The organism is Buchnera aphidicola (Cinara curvipes), from assembly GCF_900698915.1.
GTDB lineage: Bacteria > Pseudomonadota > Gammaproteobacteria > Enterobacterales > Enterobacteriaceae > Buchnera_F > Buchnera_F aphidicola_AY.
This window is the reverse complement of sequence record NZ_LR217710.1, coordinates 16,778-41,041: the sequence shown is the minus strand read 5'-3', so window position 1 is coordinate 41,041 and position 24,264 is coordinate 16,778. Positions and strand designations below refer to the sequence as shown.

The 24,264-nt window shown below is 23.9% G+C and carries 15 protein-coding genes and 4 tRNA genes; 13 read left to right on the top strand and 6 right to left on the bottom strand.

Annotated elements, in window-relative coordinates; translation table 11 throughout:
* The first annotated feature begins 167 nt into the window (after positions 1-167).
* On the top strand, positions 168-2,009 hold the full coding sequence (gene rpoD / locus BUCICURV3402_RS00170) for an RNA polymerase sigma factor RpoD (RefSeq protein ID WP_154029100.1): 1,842 nt from the start codon (positions 168-170) through the stop codon (positions 2,007-2,009).
* Positions 2,010-2,530: 521 nt separating this feature from the next.
* Here the strand turns inward: rpoD and argH are convergent.
* The 4 genes from argH to BUCICURV3402_RS00150 all read right to left on the bottom strand — a co-directional run bounded on the left by argH (position 2,531) and on the right by BUCICURV3402_RS00150 (position 7,110).
* The gene (gene argH / locus BUCICURV3402_RS00165) at positions 2,531-3,916 is read right to left on the bottom strand and encodes an argininosuccinate lyase (RefSeq protein WP_154029099.1); all 1,386 of its coding nucleotides are present in this window, start codon (positions 3,914-3,916) and stop codon (positions 2,531-2,533) included.
* Between the two features lie 37 nt (positions 3,917-3,953).
* The gene (locus tag BUCICURV3402_RS00160; protein ID WP_154029098.1) at positions 3,954-5,168 is read right to left on the bottom strand and encodes an argininosuccinate synthase; all 1,215 of its coding nucleotides are present in this window, start codon (positions 5,166-5,168) and stop codon (positions 3,954-3,956) included.
* Positions 5,169-5,186: 18 nt separating this feature from the next.
* Complete coding sequence (locus tag BUCICURV3402_RS00155; RefSeq protein WP_154029097.1) at positions 5,187-5,981, bottom strand: hypothetical protein; 795 nt, start codon at positions 5,979-5,981, stop codon at positions 5,187-5,189.
* 247 nt (positions 5,982-6,228) lie between these two features.
* Complete coding sequence (locus tag BUCICURV3402_RS00150; protein ID WP_154029096.1) at positions 6,229-7,110, bottom strand: methylenetetrahydrofolate reductase; 882 nt, start codon at positions 7,108-7,110, stop codon at positions 6,229-6,231.
* Between the two features lie 583 nt (positions 7,111-7,693).
* On the opposite strand from BUCICURV3402_RS00150, the gene BUCICURV3402_RS00145 reads away from it, so the two are divergent.
* The 12 genes from BUCICURV3402_RS00145 (at position 7,694) to rpoC (ending at position 20,062) form a co-directional block, all read left to right on the top strand.
* Positions 7,694-7,766 (top strand) — tRNA-Thr (locus BUCICURV3402_RS00145).
* An 8-nt stretch (positions 7,767-7,774) separates the two neighbouring features.
* Positions 7,775-7,856 (top strand) — tRNA-Tyr (locus tag BUCICURV3402_RS00140).
* A 10-nt stretch (positions 7,857-7,866) separates the two neighbouring features.
* Positions 7,867-7,940, top strand: a tRNA-Gly gene (locus BUCICURV3402_RS00135).
* Positions 7,941-7,958: 18 nt separating this feature from the next.
* Positions 7,959-8,032, top strand: a tRNA-Thr gene (locus tag BUCICURV3402_RS00130).
* 250 nt (positions 8,033-8,282) lie between these two features.
* Positions 8,283-8,669, top strand: coding sequence for a preprotein translocase subunit SecE (gene secE / locus BUCICURV3402_RS00125; RefSeq protein ID WP_154029095.1), 387 nt, complete (start codon positions 8,283-8,285; stop codon positions 8,667-8,669).
* Positions 8,670-8,672: 3 nt separating this feature from the next.
* Positions 8,673-9,215, top strand: coding sequence for a transcription termination/antitermination protein NusG (nusG, locus tag BUCICURV3402_RS00120; protein ID WP_154029094.1), 543 nt, complete (start codon positions 8,673-8,675; stop codon positions 9,213-9,215).
* A 62-nt stretch (positions 9,216-9,277) separates the two neighbouring features.
* Positions 9,278-9,709, top strand: coding sequence for a 50S ribosomal protein L11 (gene rplK, locus BUCICURV3402_RS00115; RefSeq protein WP_154029093.1), 432 nt, complete (start codon positions 9,278-9,280; stop codon positions 9,707-9,709).
* Positions 9,710-9,711: 2 nt separating this feature from the next.
* Complete coding sequence (gene rplA, locus BUCICURV3402_RS00110; protein ID WP_154029092.1) at positions 9,712-10,401, top strand: 50S ribosomal protein L1; 690 nt, start codon at positions 9,712-9,714, stop codon at positions 10,399-10,401.
* Positions 10,402-10,574: 173 nt separating this feature from the next.
* Entirely contained in the window at positions 10,575-11,066 is a 492-nt protein-coding gene (rplJ, locus tag BUCICURV3402_RS00105) for a 50S ribosomal protein L10 (protein ID WP_154029091.1), read from the top strand.
* Positions 11,067-11,116: 50 nt separating this feature from the next.
* Positions 11,117-11,485: a 50S ribosomal protein L7/L12 gene (gene rplL, locus BUCICURV3402_RS00100; protein ID WP_154029090.1), complete on the top strand. Its 369-nt coding sequence runs from the start codon at positions 11,117-11,119 to the stop codon at positions 11,483-11,485.
* A gap of 227 nt (positions 11,486-11,712) precedes the next feature.
* Positions 11,713-15,744 (top strand): DNA-directed RNA polymerase subunit beta, encoded by a 4,032-nt coding sequence (rpoB, locus tag BUCICURV3402_RS00095; protein ID WP_154029089.1) that lies wholly within the window; start codon positions 11,713-11,715, stop codon positions 15,742-15,744.
* An 85-nt stretch (positions 15,745-15,829) separates the two neighbouring features.
* On the top strand, positions 15,830-20,062 hold the full coding sequence (gene rpoC, locus BUCICURV3402_RS00090) for a DNA-directed RNA polymerase subunit beta' (protein WP_154029088.1): 4,233 nt from the start codon (positions 15,830-15,832) through the stop codon (positions 20,060-20,062).
* Between the two features lie 209 nt (positions 20,063-20,271).
* Here the strand turns inward: rpoC and metE are convergent, their stop codons facing one another.
* Together metE and rpoH are read right to left on the bottom strand one after the other, a co-directional pair.
* Positions 20,272-22,545, bottom strand: coding sequence for a 5-methyltetrahydropteroyltriglutamate--homocysteine S-methyltransferase (gene metE, locus BUCICURV3402_RS00085; protein WP_154029087.1), 2,274 nt, complete (start codon positions 22,543-22,545; stop codon positions 20,272-20,274).
* Between the two features lie 789 nt (positions 22,546-23,334).
* Entirely contained in the window at positions 23,335-24,210 is an 876-nt protein-coding gene (gene rpoH, locus BUCICURV3402_RS00080; RefSeq protein WP_154029086.1) for an RNA polymerase sigma factor RpoH, read from the bottom strand.
* Between the last annotated feature and the right edge of the window lie 54 nt (positions 24,211-24,264).

Below are 24,264 nucleotides of genomic sequence, written 5' to 3'. Positions count from 1 at the left end.
AATTTTATTAAATAATTTACACTATAAGGTGAATCATAGTTTATTTATATACAATATATATATTTATATATACAAAAAAACAGTACAATTAAATAAATTTTATATATAAATAAATATATATATCTTTTTATTACAATAAACTAATAAATATAAACGGATATCGTCTTATGAAAAAAAAACCAAAATCACAATTAAAATTACTTGTTTCACACGGAAAAGAACAGGGATACTTAACATATTCAGAAGTACACGATCACCTTCCAGATGAAATTATTGATTCAGATCAAATAAAAAATATTATACAAATGATAAAAGATTTAGGAATTCAAGTTGTAGAAGAAGCTAGAGAAATAGATGAGTTAATTATTAATGAAACACCCACAGATACTGATGAAGATACAGTAGAAGCTGCTGCTCAAGTTTTATCTAATGTTGAAACAGACATTGGCCGTACAACAGACCCTGTAAGGATGTACATGAGAGAAATGGGAACTGTAGAACTTCTTACTAGAGAAGGCGAAATAAATATTGCTAAGCGCATTGAAGAAGGAATAAATCAAGTACAATGTACTGTTTCTGAATATCCCGATGCTATTCTATATTTATTAAAACAATATAATCGAGTTGAATCAGGAGATATTAGATTATCAGAATTAATTACAGGATTTATAGATCCAAACACAGAAACAAATTTATCTCATCCTTCTGAAGAAATATTGAATAACATAATAAAAAATACTTCAAAAACACATTTAAATATTGAACAAACAGAAGAACCAGAAGATGTCTATAATCCTATAGATCCAGATTTAGCTAAAAAAAAATTTTTACAACTAAAAAAACAATATAATATTACTAATGATACTATAAAAACAAAAAAAAGAAATCATAAAGATTCTATACATGCTATACATGAACTATCTGAAATATTTAAACAATTTCGATTAGTTCCTAAACAATTCAATTATTTAGTAAAAAATATGAGAAAAATGATTCAAAAAATCAGATCGCAAGAAAGAAAAATAATGAAATTATGTATAGAAACCTGTAAAATACCTAAAAAAAATTTTATACAATTATTTAAAGGAAAAGAAACAAATTATGCATGGTATAATATTGCTACAAGTAAAAAAAAACCATGGTCTTCTAAATTAAACTTAGTACAAAAAGATATAAATAATAGTATTAAAAAATTACTAATTATTGAAAAAAAAACCGGTTTAACTATTAAACAAGTAAAAGATATTAACAAACGTATATTATTAGGAGAAGAAAAGGCAAAAAGAGCAAAAAAAGAAATGGTTGAAGCAAATTTAAGATTAGTAATTTCTATAGCTAAAAAATATACAAATAGAGGGTTACAGTTTTTAGATTTAATTCAAGAAGGTAACATTGGATTAATGAAAGCTGTTGATAAATTTGAATATCGACGAGGATATAAATTTTCTACCTATGCAACATGGTGGATACGTCAAGCGATTACTAGATCTATAGCAGATCAAGCAAGAACTATTCGTATTCCAGTACATATGATTGAAACAATTAATAAATTAAATAGAATTTCTAGACAAATGCTACAAGAAATTGGAAGAGAACCAACTCCAGAAGAACTATCTGAAAAAATGTTAATTCCAGAAGAAAAAATTAGAAAAGTATTAAAAATTGCTAAAGAACCTATCTCTATGGAGACTCCGGTAGGAGAAGATGATGATGCACATTTAGGTGACTTTATTGAAGATACAAATTTAGAATTACCTTTAGAATCAGCTACTTCAGAAAGTTTAAAAGCAATTACAAACGATGTTTTATCTGGTTTAACAGAGAGAGAAGCAAAAGTACTAAGAATGAGATTCGGAATTGATATGAATACAGATCATACCTTAGAAGAAGTTGGAAAACAATTTGATGTAACACGAGAAAGAATACGTCAAATTGAAGCTAAAGCATTAAGAAAATTAAGACATCCTAGTCGATCAGAAATATTAAAAAGTTTTTTGGACAATTCCTAATCTAACATTAATATCTAATTAGATAATATTTTAAAAAATAATTTTTCTATAAAATTTTTATATAAAAAATATACTAAAAAATAAATAATATTATATTTTTAATATTATTTAAAGTTTAATTGTATTATATTAATATATTATATATTATATATAAAAAAATATAATTTTTATATTTTTTGTTAAAAAATTTATATAATAAAAATTATATTATTTTCTTATAAAAAATAGATATATTTTATTAAATTTTAAAAAAAATCCTTATAAAAGTTTTATAAAATACAAATGTCTATTAAAAAAATATTAATATAATAAAAAAATTATTATAATTCTATACTTATACAAATTTACATTTATAAGAAATAAATCTAAAAAATAATTTTATTAAAAATCATCATACTATTTATATCACATTAAATATATATTTATTTATATAATTTTCTTAATATCACGCGATATAAAAAATATCGCGTGATTTACAAAATATTTTTATCATATTATGTCATACCATATAAAAATACATTTTATTTTTCAAGACTTATTAAACGTTTCTCGATATTATCTAAAGCTATTTTAGTTTGTATTTTAGAAACTCCACCAATAGCATTCTTCTTTTCTAAACAAGATTCTAATGTTAAATACTGATATATGTCCTTCTCAATTATTGAACAATATTTTTTTAAAAGTAGTAAATCTAATTCTTCAAGGTATTTATTTTGATGAATAGCCTCTATAACAATTTTTCCTGAAATATGATGAGCATCTCTAAAAGATATACCTTTACTAACTAAGTAATCTGCTAATTCTGTAGCATTACTATAACCTTCTTGAGCTGTTTGTTTGCAACGTAAACTATTTAATTTCATATTGTTCAATACTAAACTACTCATTTTTAAACAATCTTCCCAAATATCTAAACCTTGAAATAAATATTTTTTATCTTCTTGAAAATCTTTATTATAAGATAAAGGTAATCCTTTAAATAAAGTAAACATAGATATTAAAGAACCATATACTCCACTACATTTTCCTCTTATTAATTCTAAAATATCTGGATTTTTCTTTTGAGGCATTAATGAAGATCCAGAGGTTATTTCATCAGATAATTCAATAAAATTAGCTTCTCCTGAATTATAAAATATTAAATCTTCAGAAAAACGAGATAAATGCATCATACTAATAGAAGCTGTAGATAAAATCTCTAAAATAAAATCTCTATCAGAAACACTATCTAAAGCATTAGTAGTACAATTTGAAAAACCCATAAGTTCAGCTAATTTTTTTCTATTAATATTCCACGAAGTGCCTGCTATAGCTCCAGATCCTAAGGGAGAAATATCTAAGCGTTTAATTGTATCTAGCATTCGCAATCGATCTCTTTCAAGCATATCAATGTATGCTAAACACCAATATGAAAATGTAATTGGTTGAGCTCTTTGTAAATGTGTATAACCCGGAATAATAGTATTCTGTTGTAAAGAAGCATGATTAAAAAAATTACGTTGTAATTTAATAATTTCTTTCAAAATACGATTTGATTTTCTTTTACACCATAATTTTAAATTAGTAGCAATTTGATCATTACGACTTCTACCTGTATATAATTTTTTTCCTAATTTTCCAATTTTTTTTACTAAAGTTGATTCTATCCAACTATGAATATCTTCAGAATCTGAAGATAAAATTTCATTAATATTACATATATACTTTTTTAAAATCCATTTTAAAGTTTTTTCAATTAATTTTTGTTCACAATTAGTTAAAATTTTAATATCTAACAATATTTTTGACCAAGCTATAGAAGATTTAATATCATCTTTTATTAATCTATAATCCATATTTAAAGAGTTATTAAATTTTTTAAAATGTATATTAGATACTTTCTTAAATCTACCACCCCAAAGAGACATATTTTTACCTCAAAAAATACAAAAAACATATCAAATATTATTTTTGACGATTTAACGAACGAATACGTGATGATAATGAAAATAAACGGATAAAACCTTGAGCATCTAATTGACTATATACAGTATCCTTACTAAAAGTAGCATATTCTTGTGAATATAATGTGTTTGGTGATTTCTTTTGTAAGATATTAACTGATCCTTTATATAATTCCACTACTACTTCACCAGAAATACTATTTGATAATATTTCTGAGGACTGTTGAAGTGACTTTCTCATTGGAGTAAACCATTTTCCGTCGTATATTATTAATGACATATCTAATGCAATTTTATTTTTCCAATACATACTATCTCTATCTAATATTAATTGTTCCAAACCTCTTAAAGCGTGATATATAATAGTTCCACCAGGAGTTTCGTAACAACCTCTTGATTTTATACCAATAAGACGATTTTCTACAATATCAACACGGCCAATAGAATGTTTACTTCCTAAGGTATTTAATTTATCTAAACATTCATAAGCACTTAAATTTTTATGGTTTACTCCTACTACACAACCTTTTTTAATTTTTAAATGTATCTTTTCAGATTGATTAGGAGCATCATGAGGACTTTTTGTCCATACCCAACAATCATTATTTGGAGCATTCCAAGTATTTTCTAAAACTCCACCTTCAGTAGAAATATGAAAAATATTTTCATCTCTACTATAAATCTTCTTTTGAGTTACTGTAGTATTAATATTTTTTTGACGTAAATATTCTAATAACTCTTCTCTAGATTGAAATTTCCATTCTCTCCATGGAGCTATTACTATTAAAGAAGAATCTAAAGCAGCATACGCTGATTCAAAACGTACTTGATCATTTCCTTTTCCTGTTGCTCCGTGACTTACACCAATTGCATTAATTTTATGAGCATAATCCACTTGAGATTTAGCAATTAATGGTCTTGCAATTGCTGTTCCTAATAAATATTGTCCTTCATATATTGCTCCAATTTTTAACATAGGAAATACATATTTATTTACAAAATCATTTCTTAAATCAGCAATATGACAATCCAAAGCTCCAGACATAATTGCTTTTTCTTTAATATTTTCTAAATCTGAACTAGATTGTCCAATATTTGCAACAAAAGCAACAACATTAAATTTATAATTATCCTTTATCCAAGGTATAATAGCTGAAGTATCTAAACCGCCTGAATATGCTAAAACTATTGTATTTTTTATGCTTCTATTTTTCATATTTTTTATAAACCTATTTTATTCTATAATTTTGGTACCGATAGATTTTCCTATAAATACATCTGATAAATCATTTAAATTATGCCAACTAGCTATTTCAACTGGTTTTTTTAAAATTTTTGATACTATTAATGCAGATTGTATTTTAATAATCATTCCATTAGTTATTGATCCTGAATCAAGTAAACTATTTATTTCTCTATAAGAGATTTCTTTAATACGCTGACCTTTACCATCTAAAACTGCACTTACATCTGTTAGTATAATTAAACGTCCATTTAATATAATAGTTAATATCATTGCTACTATATCAGAATTAATATTAAAAATATTACCTTCTAAATCTAAACCAGAGGAACAAATAAAAGGAATAATATTTTTTTCTAAAAACATTTGAATAATTTTTATATATTCTAATATTTCTTTTTTATTTTTTTTTAAAAAAAAATTAATCTCTTTTATAGAAATAGACTTAAAAATTAATTCATTAAAAAAATCTGTTAATAATAAATTTTGCCCTATAATTTTATATTTTTTTGACCAAGCTAACAAACGCATATTAGCAATATTAGGTAAAATAGAAAATAATATATTCTTAGTATTTAACTTTTCAATTGAACAAAATTTATTTTTTGAAGAAAAAAAATTAAATTTTTGAAAAATGTTTCTACCAAACAAATGACCACCATTAACTAATATTATTCTCCTTTTTTTTAACTTATAAACAACGTGTATTGCTTTAAATAAACGTTTTATAGCATTATTATTATTTAATAATATACCACCTATTTTTACTACTAAAGGACCTTTCATTATTAAAAACCTTATATTAAATATTTAATTATTAAATTACATAAAATATACAATATAAATAATAATTTAAATAAAAATTTAAACATATTTTTAATATAAAAATATTTTATTTATAAAAAATATATAAAGATTTATTTAATTTAAATAAATAAATTTTATATTAAATAAAATATTGTAAATAATTTTACTAATCATATAAAAAAAATAATTATAAATTACCTATATTAACTAATATTTATTAAAATAATTAAATTAAACCTAACTTATGACAAATTTTTAAACTTAAATCAGATTGATTTAATGTATATAAATGAAAATTTTTAATACCTTCACGATATAAACTGACTATTAAATCTACCGCAATGCTTACACTTAAATCAGTACATTTATCTATATCATTAGAATGTTCATAAAAAAAATCTAAGATCCATTGAGGAACATAAATATTTGTCATATTAACAAATTTTTTTAGTTGATTAATATTTAATATAGGTAATATTCCAGGTATTAAGTCAATTTTTAAACCCATCATTAAACAATTATCACGAAACTTTAAAAATTTATTAATACTAAAAAAAAACTGTGTAATTGCTGCAGTAACGCCTAAATCTACTTTATTTTTTAAATTAATTAAATCTTCTTTTAAACTATGAGATTCAGGATGTAATTCAGGATATGCTGCAACTAATATTTTAAAGTCATTTACAGATTTTAATAATTTAATTAAATCAACTGCATATATTACTTTTTTAGAATAATTAAAAGGCAAATCACCCCTTAAGGCAATAATATTTTTAATTCCATAACTCCAATATTTATATGCAATCTCTTTTATTAAAGATTCATTTAATCCTACAGTGATAAAATGAGCAAATAATTTTGCATTAGTTAAAGGAAATATTTTTTTTAAAACAGAAAAAGTTTTATCATATTTATCTATATTTATACTACTTGTTACTGAAAAAAATTCTGGATTACATTTATTTAACATTTTAACTGAATGAAATAGTTTATTTTCTAAAACAATATTTTTCGGAGGAAATACTTCAAAAGAAATTTTGATCTTATTTTTTAAATTAACTACCTCATGATTATATTTTTTTTTTCTATCTTTAAAAATAGTTATCATATCTATATCCTAATTATTATTATTAATATTTAAATTATTAAAATTGAAAATAATATAAAGTGATATTTTATTTGACAAATAAATATCTACTAAATATAAATTTTTTTATTTAAAAATATTAATTTTATTAAATTAATTTAAATATTTATTAATATCTATAAATAAATAAAAAACTATTTAAATTTTAATTTTATTTTAAAAAATAAATATATAAAATATTATAAATAATATAGTTATAAAAAATATTAAACATTTATAAAAATAAAATCATATATATAAAAAAATAATAAATAAAAATCAAAAAAGAAAATTTTTATTATTTAAAAGTTTTTTTAAATTAGTATAACATTTATTAAATTAATAAAATACTTTATAATATGTCTTATATATTTTTATTAAAAATAAATATTAATCTTTTTAATAAAATATTTTATATTCATAAAAAAATATGTTACAATTAAAAAAAATAAAAAATATTTATTTTTTTTAAAAATATATTATTTTATATAAATAATTATTAATTTTATTTATTTAAAAATATATTAATTGATGTAAATAAAAAATAATGTAATATAATTTTATAGCCGGCTTAGCTCAGAAGGTAGAGCAACTGACTTGTAATCAGTAGGTCACCAGTTCAATTCCGGTAGCCGGCAAAAATATAGGTGGGGTTCCCGAGTGGTTAAAGGGAGCAGACTGTAAATCTGACGTCATTGACTTCGAAGGTTCGAATCCTTCTCCCACCACAAAATAAAAAGCGGGCATCGTATAAAGGATATTACCTCAGCCTTCCAAGCTGATGATGCGGGTTCAATTCCCGCTGACCGCTATATAAAATTATAAATAAAGCTGATATAGCTTAGTTTGGTAGAGCACATTCTTGGTATGAATGAGGTCCCTAGTTCAAATCTAGGTATCAGCAAAAATAAAATTTTATTAAAAAAAATAATTTTTTATAAAAAACTGAAAATAAATAAAAAAAATATATTTTTAATTAATTGAAAATATTAATTATTTTATATAAAATAAATTTATATTTAATATTTAAAATTTAAAAAATTTGATTATTAATTTTTTTAAAAAATAATAATTTATTTATTTTAAAAAAAATATTATGATATATTATAAATAATTTTTTAAGAAAAATTTACCTTTATAAGAGAACTATAATTATGCATATTTATAACATATATCAAACATATATGAACCATAAAGAAAAAATAAAATGGTTTTGCATAATTACCATAATTTTGTTAATAATTTCAACTTATATTTTTTTTTTATATAAATCATCAAAAACATTAAAAATAATTTTTTTTAGTACATTATTTATAATATTATTAAAAATATTTTTTCATACAATTTTAAGTAAAAAAATACTTATCTTTATTAATGAAATAAAATTAGAATTGTCAAATATTGTTTGGCCTTCTTTTAAAGAAACCTCACAAACAACAGGAATTGTTATATTCTTAATAATATTAACATCTATATTTTTATGGATGATAGATGGAATTATACTTCGTATAATATCTTATATACTTTCACCGAGGTTATAGAAATTGTATGTAGAAAAAAAAAAATGGTATGTTCTTCAATCTTTTTCAGGATTTGAAAATAGAGTTGCACAATCTATATTAAATAATGAAAAAGTAAAAAATATGAAAAATATATTCGGACAAGTAATTGTTCCATCTGAAGAAGTAATAGAAATTAAAAAAGGAAAAAGAAAAAAAAGTGATTATAAATTTTTTCCAGGATATATTTTAATTGAAATGATTATGAACAACTATAGTTGGCATTTAATAAAAAGTTTACCTAAAGTATTAGGTTTTATAGGTAGCTCTTCTGAAAAACCAACACCTATTAATAATAATGAAATAAATATTATTCTAAAAAAAATAAAAAAAATTGGCGATACACCTCGACCAAAAAAAATATTTGAACCAGGAGAAAATATCCGTGTTAATGATGGCCCCTTTTCAGATTTTAATGGCATTGTCGAAACCGTTGACTACGAGAAGAACAGGTTAAGAGTATCTGTATCAATATTTGGACGGTCAACTCCTGTTGAACTAAACTTCAGACAGGTAGAAAAATATTGAATAAAATAAATTAAAAACATTTTTATTTTTATAAAATTGTTTACTTAATTACAAGAAGAATTATGACTAAAAAAATTACAGCATATATAAAATTACAAGTACTATCTGGAATGGCTAATCCTAGCCCTCCAGTAGGTCCGGCTTTAGGACAAAAGGGAGTAAATATCATGGAATTTTGTAAAAATTTTAATTTACAAACATCTAAATTAGAAAAAGGAATTCCTACTCCAGTTATTATAACTGTTTATGCTGACAAATCATTTACTTTTATAATTAAAACACCTCCTGCCTCAATATTATTAAAAAGATGCTTAAATATTAAACATGGATCAAAAAAACCTAAACATGATATTATTGGTCATATTACAAAAAAACAAATAAACCAAATTGCTAAACAAAAAATGATAGATATGACTGGATCAAATATTATTCAAATAGAAAAAACTATTGAAGGGACTGCTCGTTCTATGGGAATTACAGTAATAAAGGAATAAAAATGAAAGAAAAATCAAAAAAAATACAATTCAATCAAAAAAAAAAAAAAATAAAAAAAAATTATAAAATAAATAAAGCTATAGAAATATTAAAAAAAATAAAACCAGCAAATTTTATAGAAAGTATAGATGTAGCCTTTAATTTAAATATTAATCCCAAAAAATCCGAACAAAATGTCCGTGGGTCTGTTATATTGCCTCACGGAACCGGAAAAAAAATAAAAATAGCAGTTTTTACTACCGGAAAAAATATAAAAATAGCTCAATCATCTGGAGCAGATTTTGTAGGAATGGAAGATTTAGCTAATATTATAAAAAAACAAAAAATTAAATTTGACTTAATAATTGCTTCACCAGAATCAATGGAATTAGTTGGAAAATTAGGACCAATATTAGGACCTAGAGGTATTATGCCTAATCCAAAATTTGGAACTGTTACTAATGACATAAAAAAATCAATAAAAGATGCAAGAAAAGGAAAAATAAATTATAAAAACGACAAAAATGGTACCATACATAGTAATTTTGGAAAAATAAATTTCTCTAATGAACATTTATATGAAAATTTTTTAGCATTATACCATTCTATTACACAATCTAAACCAGCCCAATTAAAAGGAATTTATTTTAAAAAAATTAGTATATCTACCACAATGGGCCCAGGAATAAATATTGATCATCTATCTTTATAAAATCATATTTTTATTAATTACATCAATTTTATTTTATATAAAAAATATTTTTTTAAAAAATAATCAATGATATATGAAAATTTCATAAAAAATTTAAATGCCTTCTATCCTTAAATTTATGATATAAATTATTTATATTTGTTTATAAACATCATTAAAAAAAGGATAAAAAAATGGCATTAAATCGCAATAAAAAAAAAGATATAATTAAAAAAATTAATACAATTGCAAAAAAGTCATTATCTATAATTACAGCAAATCCATCAAAAATTGAAGTAAATAAAATTAACACATTACGTAAAAAAGCTAAGAAATTTAATGTAAAAATTTATTTAACTAGAAATACTCTACTAAAAAAATCTTTAAAAAAAACAATTTTTTCTAAAATTATTGAAATATTGAAAGGACCAAATTTAATTGCATTTTCTCTTCAACATCCAGGCAGTGCAAGTAGATTATTTATAGAATTTAATAAGAAAAATAAAGATTTTAAAATAAAAAACGCAGTTTACGAAAATAAAATACTTGATATAAAGGAAATTCACGATTTAGCTACACTGCCAACACATATTGAATCTATCTTTAAATTTATGACAATATTAAAAGAAATATCATTAGGAAAATTCCTACGATTACTTAATCAAATCACTCACAAATCAATATAATAATCTAATTTTTTTTAAATATATTCTTAACTAATTTGGATATAATAATCATGTCAATTACTAAAGAAGAAATTTTAGATACTATCTCTAATATGTCAGTAAAAGAAATTATGCAATTAATTTCTGCAATAGAAAAAAAATTTGATATTTCGTCAAACATTCCGTTAGATGTAAAACAAGATTCTTTAAAATCTAAAAAAGAAGAAAAAGTATTATTTAATGTCAAATTAGTTTCTATAGGAAGTAATAAAGTCTCGATTATTAAAATAATACGAAGTACTACTGGATTAGGATTAAAAGAATCCAAGGATCTTGTAGAATCAGCACCTACTCTTATTAAAGAAAATATAACAAAAGAAAATGCAGAAAGTTTGAAAAAAACTCTTACGGATTCTGGCGCTACAGCAGAGATAACATAAAATTAAATAATTTAAAATTAGTATTAATACCCATACACTAATGACTGGTGATTTATAAGTCACCAGTTCTTATTATTACTATAATATAGTATAGTATATTTAATAAAAGCAATAAAAATTTCAATAAAATCCAAAAAAATATTTATTTATTAAATTTAATAAATATTTATATACAAAATAATTATATAAAACATTATTTAAAATTATAATAATACACTAAGGAAACAATGGTTTACTCTCATACTGAAAAAAAACGCATCCGAAAAAATTTTGGTAAACAAAAAAAAATTTTAGATATTCCTTATCTATTATCTATTCAAATAGATTCATTTAAACATTTTATCCAATCAAAAAAAAATAGTCATGAAGGATTAGAGGCTGCATTTCAATCAATTTTTCCTATCCGTAGTTACAATGGATCTGCTGAATTACAATATATTTCATATACTTTAGGAAAAAAAACATTTGATGTACAAGAATCTCAAACAAGAGGTGCAACATATTCAGTTCCATTAAGAGTAAAACTACAATTAATTATGTATGAAAAAGACTCAAATAATACTATTGTTAAAAATATTAAAGAACAAGAAGTATATATGGGTGAACTACCTTTAATGACAAGAAATGGAACATTTATTATTAATGGTACAGAAAGAGTTGTTGTTTCACAATTACATAGAAGTCCTGGTGTTTTTTTTGATAGCGATAAAGGAAAATCACACTCATCAGGAAAAATATTATATAACGCAAGAATTATACCTTATAGAGGATCATGGTTAGATTTTGAATTTGATCCTAAAGATAATTTATTTGTGCGAATAGACCGTCGAAGAAAAATTCCGATTACTATAATACTACGAGCTCTAAAACTTAATACAGAAGATATACTTAAAATTTTTTTTAAAAATGATATTTTTTATATAAAAAAAAATTCAATCAAAATGGACTTAATTCCAAAAAGATTACGAGGAGAAATTATACCATTTAATATCATAAAAAATAAAAAAATATATTTAAAAAAAGGAAAAAGAGTAACCGCACAACATATTAGTGAATTAGAAAAAGATTGTATTACCTCAATAAAGGTACCAAAAGAGTATATTTACGGAAAAACAATTAGTAAAAATTATATTGATCCTAAAACTGGAACAATATTTGTTAAAGCAAATACAAAATTAACAAAAGAAGATTTTAAAAAAATTAAAAATTTCGGTTATAAAAAAATATATGTTTTATTTACTAATGATCTTGATCATGGACCATATATTTCAGATACATTACGAATTGATTCTACAAAAGATCAAAATACTGCATTAATAGAAATATACAGAATGATGAGACCTGGGGAACCACCTACCAAAGAAGCTACTGAAAATTTATTTAATAATCTTTTTTTCTCTAAAGAGAGATATGATTTATCTCCGGTTGGTCGAATGAAATTTAATAAATCTTTAAATCGTACAGAAAAAAATGGATCTGGAACATTAAATAAAAATGATATTCTTGATGTAATAAAGAAATTAATTGATATTCGTAATGGAAAAGGAGAAATAGATGATATTGATCATTTAGGAAATCGTCGTGTACGATCAGTTGGAGAGATGGTAGAAAATCAATTTAGAGTTGGGTTAATTAGAGTGGAAAGAGCGGTGAGAGAAAGATTATCATTAAGTGATTTAGATATATTAATGCCGCAAGATATTATTAATGCAAAACCTATATCTTCTGCGATAAAAGAATTTTTTGGATCGAGTCAATTATCTCAGTTTATGGATCAAAATAATCCTTTATCAGAAATTACACATAAACGTAGAATTTCAGCCTTAGGGGTTGGAGGATTAACAAGAGAAAGAGCTGGTTTTGAGGTAAGAGATGTACATCCTACACATTATGGAAGAGTTTGTCCGGTAGAAACACCAGAAGGACCTAATATAGGGTTAATTAATTCTTTGTCAATATATGCAAGAACTAATCAATATGGTTTTTTAGAAACACCTTATAGAAAAATAATAAATAATATAGTTACCTGTGATATTAAATATTTATCTGCCATAGAAGAAGGAAATTATATTATTGCACAAGCTAATACAAAAATCAATGAAAAAGGTCAATTTTATGAAAATTTCGTTATATGTAGACATAAAGGAGAATTTGGTTTATTTCATAAAAAACAAGTCCATTATATGGATGTTTCAACGCAACAAATAGTTTCAGTTGGAGCATCATTAATACCGTTTTTAGAACATAATGATGCTAATAGAGCACTTATGGGCGCTAATATGCAAAGACAAGCTGTTCCTACTGTAAAACCAGAAAAACCATTAGTAGGTACAGGAATGGAAAGATCAGTAGCAATTGATTCAGGTGTAACAGTTATTGCTAAAAGAAGCGGAACTATACAATATGTTGATGCGTCAAAAATAGTTGTAAATGTAAACGAAAAAAAAATTAATGCATATCAATCTGGTATAGATATATATAATCTAACAAAATATGTTCGATCAAATCAAAATACCTGTATTAATCAAATACCTTGTGTTTGTCTAAATGATAAAATTAAAAAAGGTGATGTATTAGCAGATGGACCTTCTACTGATTTAGGAGAATTAGCATTAGGACAAAATATGCGAGTAGCTTTTATGCCATGGAATGGATATAACTTTGAAGATTCGATTCTTATATCAGAAAAAGTTGTAAAAGAAGACCGATTTACAACGATTCATATTCAAGAATTATCATGTATTTGTCGAGATACTAAATTAGGTTTAGAAGAAATAACTGCTGATATACCAAATGTAGGTGAATCAGCATTATCAAAATTAGATTCTTCAGGAATTGTATATATAGGAGCAGATGTATCTAGCGGGGATGTCTTAGTAGGAAAAGTAACACCTAAAGGTGAAACACAATTAACACCTGAAGAAAAGTTACTAAGAGCTATTTTTGGAGAAAAAGCTTCAGATGTAAAAGATTCTTCATTGCGCGTTCCTAATGGAGTAAATGGAACTATAATTGATGTACAAATATTTACGAGAGACGGAATAAAAAAAGACCAACGTACATTAGAAATAGAAGAAATGTTATTAAAAAAAGCAAAAAAAGATTTAACAGAGGAACTAAAAATATTTGAAATAAATATTATCATGCGAATAAAGAACATATTAATTAAATCAGGTATAAAAAAAAACAAAATAAATATTATTTCTTTAGATGATTATTTTAAAAATTATTCTAAAGAATCTAATCATCAAAAAAAAGAAATAAAAAAATTAGAAGAACAATATAAAAAATTAAAAAAGAAATTTACAAGAAAGATAGAAGAAAAAAATAAAAAAATAAAACAAGGTGATGAACTATCTCCAGGAATTTTAAAAATTGTTAAAGTATATTTAGCAGTAAAAAGAAAAATACAACCAGGTGATAAAATGGCTGGAAGACACGGAAATAAAGGAGTTGTATCTAAAATTAATCCTGTTGAAGATATGCCTTATGACAAAGAAGGAGTACCAATAGATATTGTATTAAATCCATTAGGTGTACCGTCACGTATGAATTTAGGTCAAATTCTTGAAACACATTTAGGTTTAGCTGCAAAAGGAATCGGTAATATTATAAATAAAATGTTAAAAAAACATAAAAAAATATATAAAATTCGTCAATTTTTACAAAAAGCATATAATCTTGGAGATAAAACAGATCAAAAAGTTAAATTAGAAAAATTTTCTGATGAAGAAATACTACAATTAGCAAAAAATTTACGTCACGGCATGCCAATTGCAACACCGGTTTTTGATGGAGTAAATGAAAAAGAAGTACAAGAACTATTAAAAATGGGTAATTTACCCACTTCAGGACAAATAACTTTGTTTGACGGACGAACTGGAGAAAAATTTGAAAGAAAAATTACAGTAGGATATATGTATATGTTAAAACTTAATCATTTAGTAGATGATAAAATGCATGCCAGATCCACAGGATCATACAGTTTAATAACACAACAACCTTTAGGCGGAAAGGCACAATTTGGAGGACAAAGATTTGGAGAGATGGAAGTATGGGCATTAGAAGCATATGGAGCTTCACATATATTACAAGAAATGTTAACAGTAAAATCTGATGATGTTACAGGAAGAACTAAAATGTATAAAAATATAGTCAGCGGAGAATATAAAATGGAACCAGGAATGCCTGAATCATTTAATGTATTAATAAAAGAAATACGTTCTTTAGGAATAAATATTGAATTAAGTAACGATTAAAATATTAATATAACAAAAAATTTAAAAAATAAACCTTATTAAAAACCTAAAATATTAACCATTCATATATTTATAAGAATAATCTATGAAAGATATATTAAAATTTTTTAAAAGTAATACAAAAGATGAAGAATTCGATTCTATTAAAATTTCATTAGCTTCACCTGAAATTATGCGATCATGGTCTTTTGGAGAAGTTAAAAAACCAGAAACAATAAATTATCGAACTTTTAAACCTGAACGTGATGGATTATTTTGTGCTCGTATATTTGGACCTATAAAAGATTATGAATGTTTATGTGGTAAATATAAACGTTTAAAACATAGAGGAGTAGTATGTGAAAAATGTGGTGTTGAAGTTACTCAAAGTAAAGTTCGTAGGGAAAGAATGGGTCATATTGAATTAGCTTCTCCTATAGCACATATATGGTTCTTAAAATCATTACCATCACGAATTGGTTTACTAATTGATATGCCTCTAAGAGATATAGAAAGAGTATTATATTTTGAATCATACGTAATTATAGAACCAGGTATAACAAATTTAGAAAAATATCAAGTTTTAACAGAAGATCAGTATATACACGCTGTTGATGAATTTGGAGATGAATTTGAAGCACAAATGGGAGCAGAAGCAATACAAAAACTTTTAAAAAAAATGGATTTAAAAAATACATGTATTCAATTAAAAAAAGAAGTATTAAAAATAAATTCAGAAACAAAAAGAAAAAAAATGACAAAAAGAATTAAATTAATTGAATCATTAATATCTTCTAAAAATAAACCAGAATGGATGATTCTAACTGTTCTTCCAATACTACCCCCAGATCTTAGACCATTAGTTCCATTGGATGGAGGTAGATTTGCTACATCCGATTTAAATGATTTATATAGAAGGGTTATTAACAGAAATAATCGATTAAAACGTTTATTAGAACTTTCTGCTCCTGATATTATTGTTAAAAATGAAAAAAGAATGTTACAAGAGTCAATTGATGCTTTATTAGATAACGGAAGACGCGGAAGATCAATTACAGGTTCAAATAAAAGACCTCTTAAATCTTTAGCTGATATGATAAAAGGAAAACAAGGTAGATTTAGACAAAATTTATTGGGAAAAAGAGTAGATTATTCCGGTAGATCTGTAATTACAGTGGGTCCTTACCTACGTTTAAATCAATGTGGTATACCTAAAAAAATGGCATTAGAACTATTTAAACCTTTTATATATGGAAAATTAGAACAAAAAAATCTTGCTACTACTATAAAATCTGCAAAAAAAATGGTGGAACAAGAAGAACCTATTGTATGGGATATATTAGATGAAATTATTCATAAACATCCTATTCTATTAAATAGAGCACCAACATTACATCGATTAGGAATACAAGCATTTGAACCAATGTTAATTGAAGGAAAAGCAATACAATTACATCCTTTAGTATGTGCTGCCTATAATGCTGATTTTGATGGTGATCAAATGGCAATTCATATTCCATTAACAAAATCTGCTCAAATAGAAGCTAGATCATTAATGATGTCAACTAAAAATATACTTTCACCTGCAAATGGAGAACCGATTATTGTTCCATCTCAAGATGTAATTTTAGGTATATATTACATGACGAGAAAAAAACATAACGGAAAAGGTGAAAATATGTTACTGTCCTCTTCAAAAGAAGCTGAACGAATGTATTATCTAGGTGCAGTAGATTTACATTCTACTGTTAGTATTCGTGTACATGAATATATTAAAAATGATAAAAATAATTTTATAAAGCAAAAAAAAATAATAAAGACTACAATAGGAAGAGCAATATTTTGGACAATAATGCCACGAGGATTACCATTTAACATTATCAATAAAACATTAAAAAAAACAGATATATCTAAAATTTTAAACACTTGTTATAGAATATTAGGATTAAAGGATACAGTAAATTTAGCTGATCAAATTATGTATATTGGATTTTCATATGCAGCAAAATCCGGTGTATCTGTTGGTATAAATGATATTATTATTCCAAAAGAAAAAACAAATATTATTTCTGAGGCAGAAAAAGAAGTATCAGAAATACACAAGCAATTCCAAACAGGATTAGTAACAGTAAGTGAACGATATAATAAAGTAATAGATATCTGGGCTACAGCAAATGAAAACATCGCTAAAGCTATGATGAAAAATTTATCATATGATATTTTATTTGATAATTATAAAAAAAAAATAATACAAAAATCTTTTAATAATATTTTTATTATGGCTGATTCAGGAGCTAGAGGTTCTGCTGCACAAATAAGACAATTAGCAGGAATGCGAGGATTAATGGCAAAACCTGATGGATCAATTATAGAAACACCTATAACAGCAAATTTTAGAGAAGGATTAAATGTATTACAATATTTTATTTCTACACATGGAGCAAGAAAAGGATTAGCTGACACAGCATTAAAAACAGCAAATTCAGGTTACTTAACTAGAAGACTGGTAGATGTAGCACAAGACTTAGTAGTTACAGAAACTGACTGTAAAACTCGAAAAGGAATATTAATGAGTTCATTAATTGAAGGTGGAGATGTTAAGGAATCATTAAAAGAAAGAGTATTAGGCCGAATTACTGTAGAAAATATTTATTATATAGATTCTATTAAAATTATGATACCACATAATACGCTATTAAATGAAAAATTGTGTAATATGCTAGAAAAAAATTCTATTGATACTATTAAAGTAAGATCAGTAGTACATTGTGAAACAAGTTTTGGAGTATGCTCGTATTGCTATGGACGTGATTTAGCTAGGGGAAAATTAGTTAATAAAGGAGAAGCGATAGGTGTTATCGCTGCACAATCTATTGGTGAACCAGGAACACAGCTAACTATGCGAACATTCCATATTGGTGGTGCAGCTTCAAAAGTAGCTTCTGAATCTAGTATTAGAATTCGAAAAAATGGAATCATTCATTTAAATCAAGCTAAATCAGTTATTAACTCCAATGGAAAAATTGTTATTACTTCCAGAAATGTTGAACTAAAAATGCTAGATAAACTAGGAAAAACACAGGAGAGTTATAAAATACCTTATGGATCTATTCTAGCAAAAGGTGAAGGAAAAAAAGTTTATGCTGGTGAAATAATTGCTACATGGGATCCTCATACTATTCCTGTTATTACTGAAGTAAGTGGATATATTAAATTTATTGATATGATTGACGGACAAAGTATTACAAAACAAAATGATGAATTAACAGGTTTATCTTCTATAGTAATTTTAGATCAATCTGAGAGAAATATACAAGGAAAAGACTTAAAACCATCACTTAAAATTATAGATAAAAATGGTTTAGACGTATTTATCCCTGGAACTGAAATGCCTGCTCAATACTTTTTACCAGGAAAATCTATTATACAGTTAGATAATGGAATGAAAATATCTTCAGGAGATACTTTGGCTAGAGTTCCGCAAGAATCAGTAGGAACAAAAGATATTACTGGTGGATTACCAAGAGTAGCTGATTTATTTGAAGCAAGAAAACCAAAAGAACTTGCTATTTTAGCTGAAATAAATGGAATTGTTTCATTTGGAAAAGAAACAAAAGGTAAAAGAAGATTAATTCTTACACCTCCAAATGGAAATAATACTTATGAAGAAATGATTCCTAAATGGAGACAACTTAATGTTTTTGAAGGAGAAAGAGTAGAAAAAGGAGATATTATTTCAGATGGACCTGAATCACCTCATGATATCTTAAGATTAAGAGGAATACAATCTGTTACAAATTATATAGTAAATGAAGTTCAAGAAGTTTATAGATTACAAGGAGTTAAAATTAATGATAAACATATTGAAGTAATAATTAGACAAATGTTAAGAAAAGCGACAATTATAAATTCTGGTGATTCTCCTTTTTTAAAAGGTGAACAAATAGAATATTCACGAATTATGCTAGAAAATAAAAAAATAAAAAAAAATAAAAAGAAAATAGCTACATTTTCTCGAGATTTATTAGGTATTACTAAAGCATCATTAGCTACAGAATCATTTATTTCAGCTGCATCTTTTCAAGAAACTACCCGAGTATTAACAGAATCAGCTGTTGCAGGTAAAAAAGATAAATTACGCGGATTAAAAGAAAATGTTATTGTTGGACGATTAATTCCAGCTGGAACGGGATATCAATACCATAAACAAAGATTAAAAAATAGAATAAAAAATACTTCTAATAAAAAAAATAATAAAACTTCTATTAGTGCAGAAGAAGCTGCTGCAAATTTATCTGAATTATTAAATTCTACAGAAAATATCAATAATAGAATATAAAAAAATTCGAGCTGATATTACAAACAGCTCGATATATTTCTTATAAAAAATTAAAAAATATACTTTTAATTTTGTAAATATAAAAAATAAAAAATACTTAATAAATATTAAATTTATACTATAAATATAGATATTACTCTATCTACCACTAAATACAATCAATAAAAAAAGATTGCATTAAGTGGAATAAAAAATTTAAATTTATTTTTTTAAAATTTTTTTCGAATATTTATAGTAGCTTGTATCATATTCTGTAATGCTAAATATGTTTCTGTCCAATTACGAGTTTTTAAACCACAATCTGGGTTAACCCATAATCGTTCTAATGATATATACTTTAAAGCTTTAAGTAATAATTTTTCCATCCATTTTACAGTAGGTATATTTGGAGAATGAATATCATAAACTCCAGGACCAATATCATTTGGATATTTAAATGTTTTAAAAAATTCTAATAATTCCATATCAGATCGAGATGTTTCAATAGTAATAACATCAGCATCTAAATCTACTATAGCAGACATAATATCATTAAATTCACAATAACACATATGCGTATGAATTTGAGTACTATCTTTTACTCCGGATGAACATAATTGAAATGATTTTACAGACCAAGATAAATAATCATTCCATTCTTTTTTTCTTAATGGTAATCCTTCTCGTAAAGCAGGTTCATCAATTTGAATTATATTAATACCAGATTTTTCCAAATCTAATACTTCATCTTGTAAAGCTAAAGCAATCTGCTTAGAAATATTTTCTTTAGAAATATCCTCTCGAGGAAATGACCAACATAAAATTGTTACTGGACCAGTTAACATAGCTTTTACTGGTTTTTTAGTTAGAGATTGAGCAAATTTAGACCATTTGACTGTAATTGGAGTAATTCGACTAATATCTCCTACAATAATTGGCGGCTTAACACATCGAGAACCATAACTTTGTACCCAGCCGTACTGAGTAAATACAAAACCCTCTAAATATTCACTAAAATACTCTACCATATCATTACGTTCAGGTTCGCCATGAACTAATACATCTAAACCTAATTTTTCTTGTTGAATTATATTATTTTTAATATGTATTTTAATTTCTTTTTCGTAATCTAACTGATTGATTACTTTATTCTTATAATCTAATCGTAATTTTCTAATTTCTTTAGTTTGTGGAAAAGAACCAATAGTAGTTGTTGGTAATATTGGTAAATTTAATTCTTTTTTCTGAATCTTAGAACGTATAATAAAATTATTTTTTCTTTTTGTTTGATCTAAAGAAATTTTTGAAACACGTTTTTGAACAACTATATTATTAACAATATTAGAGGATTTATATGCATCAATTGGTTTTATCCAATCATGTAATTCTTGTATGTCTAATTTTTTATTTAATACACGAGATAAAATAGATAATTCTAAACATTTTTGAACACCAAAAGAAAACCATGATTTTACAAAATCTGTTAAATTATCTTCTATAGACACATCTACAGGAACATGTAACAAAGAACATGAAGAACTAATCCAAAATGTATTTTTAAACTTCATAAAAGATTTTAATTTATTAAACCACTCAAGAAGATTTGCTTTCCAAATATTACGACCATTAATTATTCCTAATGATAATAAAAAATTATTATTTAAATAATTATGTAATTGAGATAAATCATATTTTCCAGAAATTAAATCAATATGTAAACCTTGAATAGGTAAATTATTAATTAAATCTAAATTGTGATTTATATCACCAAAATATGTAGCTAATAAAATTTTTATTTTATTTTTATTTAATGTATTATATGACAATTTAAATGCTTTCTTCCAATCCTTCGGAAGATCTAAAACTAAAATCGGTTCATCAATTTGTATCCATTCAACTTTTCTAATATTTAACTCTAAAAATACTTCTTGATAAATAGGTAATATTTTTTCTAAAAGATCTAATTTATTAAAATGAATTCCCTTTACTTTACCTAACCATAAATAAGTTAAAGGGCCTAATAAAACAGGTTTTACTGAATATCCTAAAGATAAAGCTTCATCAACTTCTTCAATAATTTGTTTCCACGAAAAATAAAAATTTTGATTATTGGTAAATTCTGGAACAATATAATGATAATTAGTATTAAACCATTTTGTCATCTCTGATGCTGAACAATTTTTATCAGTTAACTTAGACCCTCTAGCTACACGAAATAAAGTATCTAAATTTAACTCTTTTTCATTAGCACGATGGCGTTTAGGTATATTATTAATCATCATACTGATATTTAAAACATGATCATACCAAGAAAAATCACCTACTGTAACATAATCTAAACCACTTTTAATCTGAGTTTTCCAATTTTTTTTTCTAATTTTCTTCCCGGCAATCAATAATTCATTCAATGTAATTTTCTTTGACCAATAATTCTCTTGAGCAATTTTTAATTCACGATACAAACCAATTCTAGGAAATCCTAGTATATGATTTTTTATTGACATACATGTTTTTTCCTATTTTTATTTTAAAAAATTTTATTTATTGAAATAAATATTAATAAAAATTTTATATTTACAAAATTAAAAGATAATAATATTTACTAAATAAAAAAATAATTTATGATTTAAAAAATTAATTGTATACATTTACTATTAATGAATATAAAAATTTAAATAAAAATAAATTATTTCATTTAAAATTTAAATTTTTTTAATTCCAATTAAATATTAATAAATATTATGCATATAATAATATTATGCATATATATAATATTATTATAAATATACTTTAAAAAAATTAAAAATACTTTTATTTTTTAAAAAGATAAATATATATAAAAATTTATTAAATATTAAATAAAAATTTATTATAAATTATTTATTAAAATTTCAATAAAAATAAAATTAATAAAAAAATTTATCAATATTAAATATATTTTTTATAATTAACTATATAATTTATAATTTTTCTTTTAATATAAAAATTTTTAAATCTTAATAAGATAAGAATAATTTTCAAAAATTTATAACAATTAAAAAAATAAATTATTATAATCAAATAAAATTATATTTTATTAAAAAAAATAAATTATTTATTTTAAATATATTAAAATACATTTTTTATATTTTTTTAATAAAATCAAAAATTTTTATATATAATGAAAATTATTTATTTTTTAATATAAAAATATCTATTAAAATAATCCAATTCAAATAATCAAAAAATAAATTATAAAAAAATTTAATATTAAAATACTCTTATAAATACTTACATTATTTTTAAAAAAAATATTATGCTTCAATAGCAATTTTTAATTTTTTCATTGCGTTTTTTTCTAATTGTCTAACTCTTTCTGCTGAAATTCCATAATCTTGGGCAATTGCTTGCAATGTAATTTTAGAATCATTATGATCTAACCAGCGTCGTTTAATAATTTGCTGACTCCTTTCATCTAAAACTAATAAAGCATTACTTAATTTAGTAGTAGCATGAGATGCCCAATTTTCCTTTTCTACCTTAACTGCAAAATTTGATTTTTTATCTTCTAAATAAAAAGAGGAACGTAAGTTATTTACCGAGTAATCTGTACAAGAATCTTTTGAAGTAATATCAAAAGTAATATCTTGAGCTGACATACGTGCTTCCATTTCTTTAACTTCTTGTTTGCTAACTCCTAATTCACGAGCAACAATTTCTATTTCATTACGATTAAACCAACCTAATCTCTTTTTTGATTTTCTTAAATTAAAAAATAATTTTCGTTGAGCTTTTGTTGTAGCAACTTTAACTATTCGCCAATTTTTTAAAACATATTCATGAATTTCAGATTTTATCCAATGTACAGCAAAAGATACTAATCTAACATTAACATCCGGGTTAAATCTTCTAATAGCTTTCATTAATCCAATATTTCCCTCTTGAATTAAATCTGCTTGTGGTAAACCATATCCAGAATAATTTTTTGCAACATGAATTACAAAACGTAAATTTGATAAAATTAATAATTTTGCAGATTCTATATCACCATAAAAAAATAACTTTTTTGCCAGTAACTTTTCTTTTTCTGAAGTTAATATAGAAAAAGAATTTGCCATTCGAATATAAGCATCTAAACTACCAATATTAAAAAAACTGATTGTATTAATTTGATTTTTTACTTTTTTCATTTTATCCTAAAAATAAAATACATGATATATAATAATATATCAATTAATCACAGT